The organism is Streptomyces sp. XH2 (assembly GCF_049725035.1).
GTDB lineage: Bacteria > Actinomycetota > Actinomycetes > Streptomycetales > Streptomycetaceae > Streptomyces > Streptomyces roseoverticillatus.
The window spans coordinates 7,925-21,763 of sequence record NZ_JBMMMZ010000029.1 but is presented as its reverse complement, the minus strand read 5'-3'; the positions used below and the strand labels follow the sequence as shown (position 1 = coordinate 21,763).

Annotated in this window: 9 protein-coding genes; 7 read left to right on the top strand and 2 right to left on the bottom strand. The window is 72.1% G+C overall.

Annotation, left to right across the window (positions count from 1 at the left end; all coding sequences use genetic code 11):
- Positions 1–34 precede the first annotated feature (34 nt).
- The 4 genes from eccB (at position 35) to ACOTKD_RS37455 (ending at position 4,267) form a co-directional block, all read left to right on the top strand.
- A complete protein-coding gene (gene eccB / locus ACOTKD_RS37470; protein ID WP_424893484.1) occupies positions 35–1,654 on the top strand; it encodes a type VII secretion protein EccB in 1,620 nt (539 codons plus the stop codon).
- A 149-nt stretch (positions 1,655–1,803) separates the two neighbouring features.
- Complete coding sequence (gene mycP / locus ACOTKD_RS37465; RefSeq protein WP_424893505.1) at positions 1,804–3,243, top strand: type VII secretion-associated serine protease mycosin; 1,440 nt, start codon at positions 1,804–1,806, stop codon at positions 3,241–3,243.
- 252 nt (positions 3,244–3,495) lie between these two features.
- On the top strand, positions 3,496–3,882 hold the full coding sequence (locus ACOTKD_RS37460; protein WP_424893483.1) for a WXG100 family type VII secretion target: 387 nt from the start codon (positions 3,496–3,498) through the stop codon (positions 3,880–3,882).
- 76 nt (positions 3,883–3,958) lie between these two features.
- Entirely contained in the window at positions 3,959–4,267 is a 309-nt protein-coding gene (locus ACOTKD_RS37455) for a WXG100 family type VII secretion target (RefSeq protein WP_398383951.1), read from the top strand.
- A gap of 124 nt (positions 4,268–4,391) precedes the next feature.
- Here the strand turns inward: ACOTKD_RS37455 and ACOTKD_RS37450 are convergent, their stop codons facing one another.
- Both ACOTKD_RS37450 and eccCa read right to left on the bottom strand, forming a co-directional pair.
- Positions 4,392–4,622 (bottom strand): DUF397 domain-containing protein, encoded by a 231-nt coding sequence (locus tag ACOTKD_RS37450; protein WP_106679788.1) that lies wholly within the window; start codon positions 4,620–4,622, stop codon positions 4,392–4,394.
- 269 nt (positions 4,623–4,891) lie between these two features.
- The gene (gene eccCa, locus ACOTKD_RS37445) at positions 4,892–8,848 is read right to left on the bottom strand and encodes a type VII secretion protein EccCa (RefSeq protein ID WP_424893482.1); all 3,957 of its coding nucleotides are present in this window, start codon (positions 8,846–8,848) and stop codon (positions 4,892–4,894) included.
- Positions 8,849–9,088: 240 nt separating this feature from the next.
- On the opposite strand from eccCa, the gene eccD reads away from it, so the two are divergent.
- The 3 genes from eccD (at position 9,089) to ACOTKD_RS37430 (ending at position 13,766) form a co-directional block, all read left to right on the top strand.
- A complete protein-coding gene (gene eccD, locus ACOTKD_RS37440; RefSeq protein WP_424893481.1) occupies positions 9,089–10,543 on the top strand; it encodes a type VII secretion integral membrane protein EccD in 1,455 nt (484 codons plus the stop codon).
- Between the two features lie 444 nt (positions 10,544–10,987).
- Positions 10,988–11,275, top strand: coding sequence for a 30S ribosomal protein S15 (gene rpsO / locus ACOTKD_RS37435; protein WP_045934183.1), 288 nt, complete (start codon positions 10,988–10,990; stop codon positions 11,273–11,275).
- A gap of 265 nt (positions 11,276–11,540) precedes the next feature.
- Positions 11,541–13,766, top strand: a complete 2,226-nt coding sequence (locus ACOTKD_RS37430; protein WP_359097251.1) for a polyribonucleotide nucleotidyltransferase — start codon at positions 11,541–11,543, stop codon at positions 13,764–13,766.
- Positions 13,767–13,839 lie beyond the last annotated feature (73 nt).

The window sequence follows — 13,839 nt, the reverse complement described above, 5'->3', positions numbered from 1 at the left end:
CGACGCCGACGACCAGAGGAGAGAGCGGCTACACATGGCATCACGGCGGGATGAGCTCAACGCCTACATCTTCGCGAGGAAGCGCACGATCGCGGCCTTCCTGCAGCCTTCGCCCAACGGGACGGAGGAGGGAGCGCCCCGCCCCCTGCGCGCGGTCCTGCCCGGCCTCGTCGCCGGGGCGGTGCTGATCGCCGGTTTCGGCGCCTGGGGCATGTTCCGGCCGACCGCGCCCAAGGGCTGGGACGACGAGGCCGCGCACGTCATCGTCGGCAGCCAGTCCACCACCCGCTACGTCGTCCTGACGACGGACGGCAAGAAGCAGCTGCACCCCGTCCTCAACTTCGCCTCCGCGAAGCTGCTCCTGGCCCCCGACAAGTCCAGCGTCATCAAGGTGAAGGAGGACGAGCTCGACAACGGCCACATCCCGCGCGGCCCCACGCTCGGCATCCCGTACGCCCCCGACCGCATGCCCGGCGCCGACGAGGCGGGCAAGCAGAAGCAGTGGGCCGTCTGCGAGCAGCCCGGCGGCACGGGGCGGACCACCCAGAAGGCCGTCTTCCTCTTCGCCGGGCGCGACCCGAAGCTGAAGAAGCTCACCGGCGAACAGCGCCTGCGCGGCAACCAGGCCCTGTACGTGGAGGGGCCGGACGGGGCCCGCTACCTCGTCGACCCCCAGGGCACCAAGTACCTGCTCGGCGGTGACGACTGGCGGTCCGCCGATGCCTCGGACCACAACCTCCTGCTCCGCTCCGTCTTCAACGACGGGGCCCGGCCCCAGCCCGTCACCAAGGACTGGCTGGACACCCTGCACGACGGCGCGCCCATCGTCTTCCCGGAGACCGGTGGCGACGTCGGCGCGAACGCGGGCATCGGCACCCTGCCGGGCAAGGCCGACCGCGTCGGCACCGTCCTCGAGGCACCCACCGGCAGCGGCACCCAGAACTACGTCGTGCTCCGCGGCAAGGTCCAGCGCGTCTCGCCACTCGTGGCCAAGCTGCTCCTCAACAGCAGGAAGCTGGCGGAGCTCGGCCAGGCCGGCGTGCCCGAGCGGGTGAGCGCGGCCGCCTTCACCCCGGCGGAGGACGAGTTCTACGGGCAGTACCACTGGCCCGCCACGGTGCCCCGGCAGGCGAACTTCACCGGGGCCGGCGACGCCGCCAAGAACACCGTGTGCAGCATCTTCGGGGGCATGTCCGCGGGCGGCACCCCCGAACTCGCCACCTGGGCGGGCACCGAGTACCCGGCGACGATCCCGGACGGCGCCACCAGCGCGTACGTCACCCCGGGCTCCGGGCTCCTCTACCGGCAGGTCACGGGGCGCCAGACCAACAGCGGATCGGTCTTCCTCGTCACCGACACGGGGCTGCGCTACGCGGTCCAGTCCAACAGCGACAGCGGCGCGGGCAAGTCGAAGATCGGCGAGAAGCCCACCCCGTCGGCGGGCCCGGACGGCTCGGCCGAGGCGCCGCATGAGGCCCCGCACGGGGCGGCGGACACCGCCGGATCCGCCGGCCCCGCCGAGGCCGACCAGGCACGCACCAGGCTCGGCTACGGGAAGGTCGATCCCCTGCCGGTGCCGGCGAACTGGTCGCAGTTCCTGCCGACGGGGCCGCGCCTGGACACCAACAGCGCCAAGCAGCCGCAGGGATCGTGAGACAGCCGATGCCACGAACGACCACATCACTCGCTCTTGCGCTCTCGGCGGCACTCACCGTGAGCGTGACGGCCGCGTCCGCCGCCGCGGCGCCGTCCCCTGCCGCCGGGAGGCGTGCCGTACCCCCGCATGAGGCCTCCCCCGTGCCGGTGAACCTGGACGGCAGCGGTGAGTGCACCTACCCCGCCAAGCCCATCAAGGGCACTCCTTGGTCCCTCCAGCGGATCCTGCTCGACCGCCTCTGGCAGGACACCAAGGGCCGGGACAGCGCCGGCCGGCCGGTCCGCGTGGCCGTCATCGACACGGGCGTCGACGTCAAGAACCCGCAGCTGAAGGGCGCCGTCGACGCCGAGAGCGGGGCCGACCTGCTCACCGGCATGCCGGAGGCGGCCAAGGACGGCACCACGGCCGGCGGCCCCAAGGACGGGACCGGAGTGAGGGCGGACGCCAAGGACGCGCCCCAGGCACCCGCACCGGGGCCGTCCCCCAGCCCCTCCGCGGGCGCGAAGGACCGCAAGAAGGACAAGAGCACGCCGTCGCCCGGCGCGTCGCCGAGCCCCTCGGCGGGCGACAAGAACGCGTCCGGGAAGCCGGAGAAGTCCCCGGAGCCGAGCCCGTCCAGGAGCCCTGAGAAGAGCCCGGAGAAGCCGCCGGAGAAGGAGCCCGAGAAGCCGAAGCCCGATCCGACCCTCGACCTCGTGGGCCACGGCACCAAGGTCGCGGGCATCATCGCGGCCCGCCCGGCCCCCGGCAGCGGTTTCGTCGGCATCGCACCCGAGGCGGTCGTCATCCCGATCCGCCAGAACGACGAGAAGGGCACGGGCACCTCCCGCACCCTCGCCCAGGGCATCGGCCTGGCCGTCGCCGCCGGAGCGCGCGTCATCAACATCTCCCAGGACACGACGAAGGCCCTGCGCCCCGACTCCGACCTCGAACTCGCCGTCAAGGACGCCCTGGACAAGGACGTCGTCGTGGTCGCCTCGGCGGGCAACGACGGCCTCAGCGGCGAGGTCAAAGAGACCTACCCCGCCGCGTACAAGGGCGTCCTGGCGGTGGCCGCGTCCGACCGCAACAACGAGCGCGCGTCGTTCTCGCAGCCCGGCGAGTTCGTGGGCGTCGCCGCGCCCGGCGTCGAGATGGTCTCCACCGTCCCCCTGGGCGGCCAGTGCGTCGACAACGGCACCAGCTTCTCCGCCCCGTACGTGGCCGGCGTCGCCGCCCTCATCCGCGCCAAGCACCCCGACTGGAAGCAGCACCAGGTCGTGGCCCAGATCGAGCAGACCGCGGAACGCGCCACCAACGGCCACGACCGCTACATCGGCTGGGGCGTCGTCGACCCGGTCCGCGCCCTCACGGAGGACGCCCACCCGCTCGACCGCGTCACCCCGGCCAAGCCCCAGGCGCGCAACGTACGGGCCCCCGACGTGGCTCCGCTCGCCGCGGGCGAGTCCCCGCAGCAGCGGAAGGAACGCCTCGCCACGTACGTCCTGGGAGGGGCGGCCGTGCTCGTCGCGACGATCGCGGGAGCGGCCGTCGTGGCCCGGGACCACCGCCGGCGCCGGGGGCTGTCCGGCCCGCGAGATCTGTGACGGTATGTCACGGCCGCAAAGGGACCTGGTATGTACGTGGTTGGGGCACGGGTCGCGAGTGGCTAGAGTGATATGAGCGCCCTCGCGGCGCTCCAGGGGGAGGGCTCGAGGTGGTGACCGGACGGCGGGCGAGCCGACCACGGGACGGTGCACGGAACGCGATCCGGCGCCGGCGTCGCCCCGCCCCGCACCACCGGTGTCCGGCGTCATTTACACATTCGGAAGACAGGCCCTTCGGGGGAAAGGCGGAACATGTCGGAGAACGACAGCCATAAGGTCACTGACGAGGCGTTCAAGAAGTTCACGGACGCCATCGACAAGACCAGCGGGCATTTCTCGGCCAACCTGCGCCAGCTGGCGAACGTCATCGCCACGCTGGACGGCGGCTCGTGGAAGGGCGAGGCCCACCAGGCCTTCCGCAAGGCGCAGAGCGACCTGAACGACGACCACGACCGCGTGCGCCGGATGATCGACCGGGTGCGGGAGGCCGTCGTCCTGACGCACCGCGCCTCCGGGGCGACCGACGCGGAGATCGCCGCCCAGATGAAGGGCGTCAACGTCCACGGCGGCGGCTCCGGGCACGGCGGCGCCGGCGGCGGTCAGAACACGCCGCCGCGCAGCGCGATCGACCTCCACTGAACCGGCCCGGGCGCCCGCGCCCGACGGTTCCGATCCACTTTCGACCGATGAACGACACCACAAAGGGTGGGGACACATGGCAGACCAGGGTGGAGAGCTTGTAGTCCGCTACGGCTCCCTGCAGACCGCGCACGACGACATCAAGAAGGCCGCGGGCGTCATCGAGCGGGAGCTTGAGGACATGCGCCAGGCTGTGGAGAACGTTGCAGCCGGCTGGCACGGCGAGGCCCACCAGATGATGCTGCAGGTGGATGCCGAGTTCCGTAAGCGGAGCGCGCACATTCAGGCGACGCTCAAGCAGGTCGCGGACCTCGTCCTGAAGGGCGGCGAGCACTTCCACGCGACCGACAAGAAGGCCTCGCAGCTCTTCGACATCAGCTACTGAGCCGGGCCGCGCAGCCGGCCGCTGAGCCGGCCGCCGGCGGGCCGCATGACAGCAGGCAGGGGGTGGACAGCCGGGAGACCGGCCGTCCACCCCCTCGCGTGCTTCTCCGCCGGATCACACCGGATTACTGGAGATCGAACTCGCCGTCACGCGCACCCAGCACGAAAGCCCGCCACTCGGCCGGCGTGTAGCGCAGGACGGTTTCGGGGTCGGTCGAGGACCGCATCGCCACCGCACCATCGGAGAAGTAGGCGATCTCGACGCGCTCCTCGTCGTCCTTGGCCTCGGGCGCGCTCAGCCATTCGAGACCGGAGATGTCACGGGCGTAGAGCTCGTCCTTCTCGTGTTCGTCCATGGGGCAGGGGCCGCCTTTCGGTGCGCAATTCCGCCGGATTTCCGTGGACGCCACGCCAGTTGACGTCCACGGGGCAACAGTCGTGAGCAGCGTACTCCGGATGGATCCACCACAGAGTTGGTTCCGGGACGGTACTCGCAGAATGCCCGTGGCGCGGCACGAAGTGGTATAGGGCAGGTGGTCCGGGCCGTTCGTGCCGGGGGCGGCGGTGAATTCGCCGCCCCGTGCCTCACGCCGCCTCACGCCGCCCCGCGACGCCGCCCCGTGCCTCACACTTCCTCGGGCAGCCACCCCACCTGCACCAGCGGCACACCCCGCTTGCGCGACACGAAGTACCCGCGCCCCGGCGGCATCTGGTGCGGCCGCACTCCGCCGAGCAGGTCGCCCTCGCCCGGGTCGCCGGACAGGAGCACGCCCTGGGCGCCCAGCTCCTTCACCCGCTGCATGAAGGTCTCGTACATCGACCGGGACGCGCCCGCCGAGCTGCGCGCGATGATGAAGCGCACGCCGACGTCGCGCGCGAACGGCAGGTTCTCGGTGAGGACGGCGAGCGGGTTGCCGCTGCCGGCGGAGACGAGCTCGTAGTCGTCGATGATGACGAAGAACCGCGGGCCCGACCACCAGCTGCGGTCGCGCAGCTGCTGCGGGGTGATGTCGGGCTGCGGGGCGCGCCGCTCCATGAGGCGGTTGAGGGCGTCGGCGTGCACCGTCAGGGCCGAGGCGATCGGCGCGTACTCCAGCAGGTGCGTGCCGGGGACGACGTCGAGGAGCGTCCGGCGGTAGTCGCCGACCACGATCTTCGCCTCGTCGGGGCCGTACCGCTCCGTGATCTGCTTGGCCAGGAGGCGCAGCAGGGCCGTCTTGCCGGACTCGCTCTCGCCGAAGACGAGGAAGAACGGGTCCGTCTCGAAGTCGACGAAGACCGGCTCCAGGTTGGTCTCGTCGATGCCGAAGGCCACGCCGTGCTGCGGCTGCTCGAAGCCCTTGGGCAGGTCGTCGGCGCGCAGCCGGCGCGGCAGGAGCCGCACTCCGGGCGCACCGGGGCCGCTCCACGCCTCGCTCACGGCGCGCACCATGGCGGCGGTGCCGTCGGTGAGGGTCTCGGGGTCGCTGCCGGAGTCGATGCGGGGCACGGCGGCCATGAAGTGGAGCTTCTCGGGGAGCTGGCCGCGACCGGGCACCCCGGCGGGGACGTTGGCGGCGACCTTGCGGTCGAACTCCGAGTCCATGGTGTCGCCGAGGCGCAGTTCGAGCCGGTTGAGGAGCTGGTCCTTGAGGGAGGCGCGCACCTCCATGTTGCGGGAGGCGGTCACCACGACGTGGACGCCGTAGCCCAGGCCGCGCGCCGCGATGTCGGCGACGAGGCCCTCCAGCATCTCGTACTCCTGCCGGAAGTTCGCCCACCCGTCGACGATGAGGAAGACGTCGCCCCACGGCTGGTCCGTGATCTCGCCCGAGGCCCGCAGCCTCCGGAACGTGCCGATCGAGTCGATGGCGTTCGCCCGGAAGTACTCCTCGCGGCGGGCCAGGACGCCCGAGACCTCGGCGACCGTGCGGCGCACCCGCTCGGGGTCGAGCCGGGACGCCACGCCGCCCACGTGCGGCAGGCCCTCGATGGCGCTCATGCCGCCGCCGCCGAAGTCCAGCCCGTAGAACTGCACCTCGGCCGGGGTGTGCGTCAGCGCGAAGCCCGCCACCAGCGTCCGCATCAGCGTCGACTTGCCGGACTGCGGACCGCCGACGACGAGCATGTTGCCCGCCGCGCCCGAGAAGTCGCGGTAGAGCACGTCCCGGCGCTGCTCGAAGGGCTTGTCGACCAGGCCGAGCGGGACGCTGAGACGGCCCAGGCGCGGGTGTCCGGGCGCCGTGAGGCCGCGGCCCGGCACGGCGGAGAGGGGCGGCAGGAGCTCGTCGAGGGCCGCGGACCGGTCCAGCGGCGGCAGCCACACCTGGTGGGCCGGCGGGCCCTGGCCCTCCAGCCGGCGCACGATCACGTCGAGGACCGTGTCCGCCAGCGCGTCGTCGCCCGGGGCGGGCGCCGACGGCGTCACGGGCGCCGGGGCGCTGTAGGTGACCGGGACCGGGTCGGCGGTGAACAGCACGGGGCGGCGCTCGATCGGCAGCGGCCCCGTGCGGGGCCCCGTGCGGGCTTCCGAGCGGTACGTGCCCGAGACGTACGCCGCCTTGAAGCGCGTCATCTCGTCCGTGCCGAACTTCAGGTAGCCGGAGCCCGGCACCGACGGCAGGTGGTACGCGTCCGGAACGCCGATCGCCGTGCGCGACTCCGCGGCCGAGAACGTCCGCAGGCCGATCCGGTACGACAGGTACGTCTCCAGGCCGCGGAGCCGGCCCTCCTCCAGCCGCTGCGAGGCCAGCAGCAGGTGCACGCCCAGGGACCGGCCGATGCGGCCGATCTGGATGAACATGTCGATGAAGTCGGGCTTGGCCGTCAACAGCTCGCTGAACTCGTCGATCACCAGAACGAGTGACGCCAGCGGCTCCAGCGCGGCACCGGCCGCCCGGGCCTTCTCGTAGTCGTGGATGTTGGCGTAGTTGCCCGCCGACCGCAGCAGCTCCTGCCGGCGCTGCAGCTCACCGGTGATCGAGTCGCGCATGCGGTCGACCAGCGTCAGGTCGTCGGCGAGGTTGGTGATCACGGCGGCCACGTGCGGCATCTCCGACATGCCCGCGAACGTCGCACCGCCCTTGAAGTCGGCCAGGACGAAGTTCAGCGTCTCGGAGCTGTGCGTGACCGCGAGCCCCAGGACCAGGGTGCGCAGCAGCTCGGACTTGCCGGAACCGGTCGCGCCGACGCACAGCCCGTGGGGCCCCATGCCGTCCTGCGCGGCCTCCTTCAGGTCCAGCATCACGGGGGCGCCGTCCTCGCTGACGCCGATCGGCACCCGCAGCCGCTCCGCCGCCGACCGCGGCCGCCACGTGCGGGCCACGTCCACCGAGCCCGCGTCACCCAGCCCCAGCAGATCGGTGAAGTCCAGGTTGGCCAGCAGCGGCTCGTCGCCGTCGCCGCCCCCTCCCATCCGCATCGGCGCCAGCTGCCGGGCGAGTGCCTCCGCGGACTCCATGGCGAGCGTGTCCGGCACCCCCTCGTAGACCGCGACCTGCGACATCAGCCGCAGCGAACCCGGCTGCACGACCACCGACAGCCCGCCGCGCGGCTCGCCCAGATCACCCGTCACCACCTCGACGACGGTCACGCCCTGCAGCCCCTCGGGCGCCGCGAACGCCGAGTCCGCCGGCACCGGGGCGCCGTCCAGTACGACCACCACGTGCGGCTGGTCCAGCACCGGCTGGCCGTCCCGGCTGAACCGCGTACGGCCCTCCAGGCGCGGCCGCAGCAGGTCCTCCAGCTCCGTCAGGTCGTCCCCGATCAGCCGCCTCGCGCCGGCCCCGTCCACCGCCCCGGGCACCTGCACGTGGGGCAGCCACTTCGTCCACTCCCAGTACGACGCCGCGCCCCGTGCCGAGACCACGGCCACCACGAGGTCCTCCGGCGAATGCAGCGTCACCAGCTGCGCCACCAGGGCCCGCGCCACCCCGTGCACCGACTCCGGGTCGCCCGACAGCGTCACGTGGTAGAAGGCGCGCAGCGACAGCGCCACCGGCATGCCGTCCAGCGAACCGTGCGTCGCCAGGAACTGCTGCATCGCGCCCGTCGTCAGCGGCTCCAGCTCGTCTATCGGCGCCGTCTCGGGCGCCACCAGCGGCGTCGCGAGCTGCTGCGTGCCCAGCCCGATGCGGACCTGCGCGAAGTCGTCGTCGCTCGCCCGCCGTTCCCACAGCCTCGTGCCCTCGGCCACCACCGACCACAGCTGGTCGGGGGAGGGGTGCAGGTAGAACTGCGCGTCCCGCTGCGCCTTGGCCGTGCGCTGCACGGTGCGCCGGGTCTGCGACAAGTACTTGAGGTAGTCGCGGCGCATGTCCGCGGTCTGCCCCTGGGTGCCCTGCCGGTGCCGGACGATCATCGCGACGGTCATGCCGAACGTCGAGCACATCATCAGCACGCCCATGATCTTCATCATGGGGGCGGCGCCCGGCATGAAGAAGTACACCATCGAGGAGGCCATGCCGAGCGTCGGCAGCAGCTGCATCAGCAGCCCCTCCTGACGGCCCCTCGGCAGCTCCGGCGGCGCCTCCAGGACGACCTCCTCGCCGGGCACCTCCGGCGGCAGGGCCCGTGGGGGACGACTGACCACGATCTGGCTCACCGGATGCCTCAACCCCTCCGCACGGCAAGAACAGTTCCGCGTGGTACCGCCTGTCGCCCCGACGGCGACGGCCCCCCTGCGCGGAACGGTGATCCTATCGGCGTACGCGCAGAAGCCCCCCGATAGGGTGGCCGCACAGTCGCGCACAGCCGCGCGCGGGCCCGTACGCACGGGGCGGGAACAGCCGCCCGCGGAGCACGGCCGCGCACCGTGAACCAAGTGAATCAAGGGGCCTGATAGGTGAGTACGTCCGCTGCGACCGGCTTCTGCCGAGTGACCGTCGTCGCGCCCGACAGCCGGATCGACGTCGCCCTGCCGGACGACGTCGCCGTCGCCGACGTGTACCCGGAGATCCTGCGTCTGACCGGCCAGACCCAGCCGGCCGGCACCCCCACCGGCTACCACCTCGTACGCCGCGACGGCACCGTCCTCGACAGCGCCCGCTCGCTCGCCGCCCAGCGCGTCCTGGACGGCGACCTGCTCGCGCTGCGGCCCTTCGCGGAGTCCCTGCCGCCCGCCGTGCACGACGACGTCAGCGACGCCGTCGCCTCCGCCGTCACCCGCGACCACACCCTCTGGCACGACGGCCTCCTGCGGGCCTGCGGCCTGGCCGGCGGGGCGCTGCTGCTCGCCCTCATGGGCCTCGCCCTGTGGTTCGCCGACCCCGCCCGGCACGACATGCACGGCCTGCCGGGCGCCGTCGCAGCCGCCGTCGGCGTGCTGCTGACGGCCTTCGCGGGCGTACGGGCCCGGGTGTACGCGGACCGCGGGTCCGCCGTCGCCCTGGGCCTCGCCGCCCTCCCGCACGTGATGATCGCCGGGGCGGGGATCCTCGCCCCCGCCCCGGGCGAGGGGGCGGGCCGGCTGCAGTTCCTGCTGGGGTGCGCGGCCGTGCTCGTCGCCGCCGCCGTGCTCGTTGCCGTCATGCCGGCGGGCGACGCCCCCTTCGTCGCCGCCCTGGCCGCCGCGGCCACCGGCACCGTGGCCGGCTTCTGCGCGGTCCTCACCGAGGCCCGCCCGGCCGACGCCGCCGCCGTCTGCGCCGTCGTCGCCATAGGGGCCATCGCCTTCCTGCCCGGCCTCTCCGCCCGCGTCGCCCGCCTCCCCATCGGCTACGCCGCCCCGCGCTCCGCGGTCACCGCGGACCGGCCGGCCTCCCGCGGCAGCACCCCGCAGGCCGACCCCGTGGACGCCACGCGCATCGCCGCCCAGGTCCGCCGCGGCCACGAACTGCTGCTCGGCCTCGTCGGCGGCTGCGCGGCCGTGGTGACCGGCTCCACGGCCGTCCTGGCCTTCGCCCCGGGCAGCGCCCCGTGGCCCCGGCTCCTCGCCCTCACCGCCGGCCTGGCGATGCTGCTGCGCGCCCGCCTCTTCCGCTACACCGCCCAGGTCGCCGCCGTCCTCGGCGCGGGCCTCGCGGCCCTCGTCCTGCTCGTCCTCGGCCTCTCCCTCATGCCTCCCACCGGTGCGACCGGCGGCTCCCTCGACGTCCGCACGCTCTGGCTGGCCGCCGCCGTCACCCTCGGTGGGGCCCTGCTCACCGCCGTCGCGCTGATCGTCCCCGCTAAGGGCCTGTCACCCTTTTGGGGGCGCGTCTCCGACCTGTCCGAGAGCACCCTGCTCCTGGCGCTCGTACCCTTGTGCCTGGCGGTCCTCGACCTGTACTCGGCGGCCCGCAGCCTTTCGGCGGGCTGACGCGCTGCATGGGGCGCGCCTTGCCGCATGAGGCGCCCGCACGGGGCCCGTACAGCCGGCGCCCCGGGCCCCGCATGAGGCAGTGCATCATGAGGCAGTGCATGAGGCCCCGCACGGGGCGGCGCCCGGGCCCCGCATGAGGCGGCGCCCGGGCCCCGCATGAGGCGGCGCCCAGGCCCCGCATGAGGCGGCGCCCAGGCCCCGCATGAGGCGGCGCCCCAGGCCCCGTATGAGGCCCCGCGCCGCCCCCGCCCCTCCACTGCCTCCGCCGCTGGTCCGGGCTGGTACTCTGTGCAACGGCCGTTTGTGTACGCGCCTCCGGAGTGCCTTCACCGGCCTCTGGGGACAGCGCCCAGCGGACCCCGCCTCCCGAGTTACGGAAGCTCCCCTGAGTAAGAGACCAGGGGCACTCGGTGGCCAAAAGACACTCAGAAGGAGTATCGCGTGTCGCTCGACGCCGCTACGAAGAAGCAGATCATGGCCGAGTTCGCCACCAAGGAGGGCGACACCGGCTCCCCCGAGGTCCAGGTTGCGATGCTCACCCGCCGCATCTCGGACCTGACCGAGCACCTGAAGCAGCACAAGCACGACCACCACTCGCGTCGTGGCCTGCTGCTCCTGGTCGGCCAGCGTCGCCGCCTGCTGCAGTACCTGGCCAAGAAGGACATCACGCGCTTCCGCGCCCTGGTCGAGCGCCTCGGCATCCGCCGCGGTGCCGCCGGCGCCAAGTAAGACACCGTGAAGGGAGCGGTTCCCACCGTCTGGGGGCCGCTCCCTTTGCGTATCTCGTGGACAGCAGAAGCTTTGTAGTCTGGTTTCCACGACGGCATCCGTGCCGAACCGTACGAGGAGGAGCGCTCAGCTCGCCGCCGGTCCTCGGTAGTGGCCCCCGGATCAGGGAAATCCGGGTGCTTCGATCGAAGACCGGCCAGCACAGACGCTCCTCCGCCACCGTCCCCGCCACACGGGCGGGGACGCAGACGAGGAGATATCCCTGGTGGAGAACGAGACCCACTACGCCGAGGCCGTCATCGACAACGGCGCCTTCGGCACCCGCACCATCCGCTTCGAGACGGGCCGCCTGGCCAAGCAGGCCGCCGGTTCCGCCGTGGCGTACCTGGACGACGACACCATGGTGCTGTCGGCCACCACCGCTTCCAAGAAGCCCAAGGACCAGCTCGACTTCTTCCCCCTGACGGTGGACGTCGAGGAGCGGATGTACGCAGCCGGCAAGATCCCCGGCTCCTTCTTCCGCCGCGAGGGCCGCCCCTCCGAGGACGCGGTCCTCACCTGCCGTCTGATCGACCGGCCGCTGCGCCCCTCCTTCAAGAAGGGCCTGCGCAACGAGATCCAGATCGTCGAGACGGTCATGGCACTCAACCCCGACCACCTCTACGACGTGGTCGCGATCAACGCCGCCTCCTGCTCCACGCAGCTCGCGGGCCTGCCCTTCTCCGGTCCGATCGGCGCCACCCGCGTCGCTCTGATCAAGGGCCAGTGGGTGGCGTTCCCGACCCACACCGAGCTCGAGGACGCCGTCTTCGACATGGTCGTGGCCGGCCGCGTCCTGGAGGACGGCGACGTCGCGATCATGATGGTCGAGGCCGAGGCCACCGAGAAGACCATCCAGCTGGTCAAGGACGGCGCCGACGCCCCCACCGAGGAGGTCGTCGCCGCCGGTCTCGAGGCCGCGAAGCCCTTCATCAAGGTCCTGTGCCGCGCCCAGTCCGAGCTCGCCTCCCAGGCCGCCAAGCCCGAGGGTGAGTTCCCGGTCTTCCTGGACTACCAGGACGACGTCCTGGCCGCCCTGACCAAGGCCGTCCGCGACGAGCTCGCCCAGGCGCTCACCATCGCCGGCAAGCAGGAGCGCGAGACCGAGATCGACCGCGTCAAGGAGCTCGCCGCCGAGAAGCTCCTGCCGGAGTTCGAGGGCCGCGAGAAGGAGATCTCCGCCGCGTACCGCTCGCTGACCAAGTCCCTGGTCCGTGAGCGCGTCATCAAGGAGAAGAAGCGCATCGACGGCCGTGGCGTGACGGACATCCGCACGCTCGCCGCCGAGGTCGAGGCCATCCCGCGCGTCCACGGCTCCGCCCTGTTCGAGCGTGGCGAGACCCAGATCCTGGGCGTCACCACCCTCAACATGCTCCGCATGGAGCAGCAGCTGGACACCCTCTCCCCGGTGACCCGCAAGCGCTACATGCACAACTACAACTTCCCGCCGTACTCCGTCGGCGAGACCGGCCGCGTCGGTTCGCCGAAGCGCCGCGAGATCGGCCACGGCGCCCTGGCCGAGCGGGCCATCGTGCCCGTGCTGCCGACGCGCGAGGAGTTCCCCTACGCCATCCGCCAGGTCTCCGAGGCGCTGGGCTCCAACGGCTCGACGTCCATGGGCTCGGTCTGCGCCTCCACCATGTCGCTGCTGAACGCCGGTGTGCCGCTGAAGGCCCCCGTCGCCGGCATCGCCATGGGCCTGATCTCCCAGGAGATCGACGGCAAGACGCACTACGTCGCCCTCACCGACATCCTCGGTGCGGAGGACGCCTTCGGCGACATGGACTTCAAGGTCGCCGGCACCAAGGAGTTCGTGACCGCCCTCCAGCTCGACACCAAGCTGGACGGCATCCCGGCCTCCGTCCTGGCCGCGGCCCTCAAGCAGGCCCGCGACGCGCGTCTGCACATCCTCGACGTGATGATGGAGGCCATCGACACGCCGGACGAGATGTCCGCCTACGCCCCGCGGATCATCACCGTCAAGATCCCGGTGGACAAGATCGGTGAGGTCATCGGCCCCAAGGGCAAGATGATCAACCAGATCCAGGAGGACACCGGCGCCGAGATCACGATCGAGGACGACGGCACCATCTACATCGGTGCCGCCGACGGCCCCTCCGCCGAGGCCGCCCGCGCCACGATCAACGGCATCGCCAACCCGACCATGCCGGAGGTCGGCGAGCGCTACCTGGGTACGGTCGTCAAGACCACCACCTTCGGTGCCTTCGTCTCCCTCATGCCGGGCAAGGACGGCCTGCTGCACATCTCGCAGATCCGTAAGCTCGCCGGCGGCAAGCGCGTGGAGAACGTCGAGGACGTGCTCGGCGTGGGCCAGAAGGTCCAGGTCGAGATCGCCGAGATCGACCAGCGCGGCAAGCTCTCCCTCATCCCCGTGATCGAGGGCGAGGACGGCGACAAGGCCGACGAGACCAAGGACGAGTCCGCCAAGTGACGTCCCGTAGTACACGGAAGACGGCCCGCACCTCCTCGGAGGGGCGGGCCGTCGCCCGTACCCCAACGCTTCG

Coding starts and splice junctions, on each gene's coding strand:
- ACOTKD_RS37455 (WP_398383951.1), top strand. CDS start 3,959: ATGGCAGACCAGGGTGGAGAGCTTGTAGTCCGCTACGGCTCCCTGCAG.
- eccB (WP_424893484.1), top strand. CDS start 35: ATGGCATCACGGCGGGATGAGCTCAACGCCTACATCTTCGCGAGGAAG.
- ACOTKD_RS37460 (WP_424893483.1), top strand. CDS start 3,496: ATGTCGGAGAACGACAGCCATAAGGTCACTGACGAGGCGTTCAAGAAG.
- ACOTKD_RS37450 (WP_106679788.1), bottom strand. CDS start 4,622: ATGGACGAACACGAGAAGGACGAGCTCTACGCCCGTGACATCTCCGGT.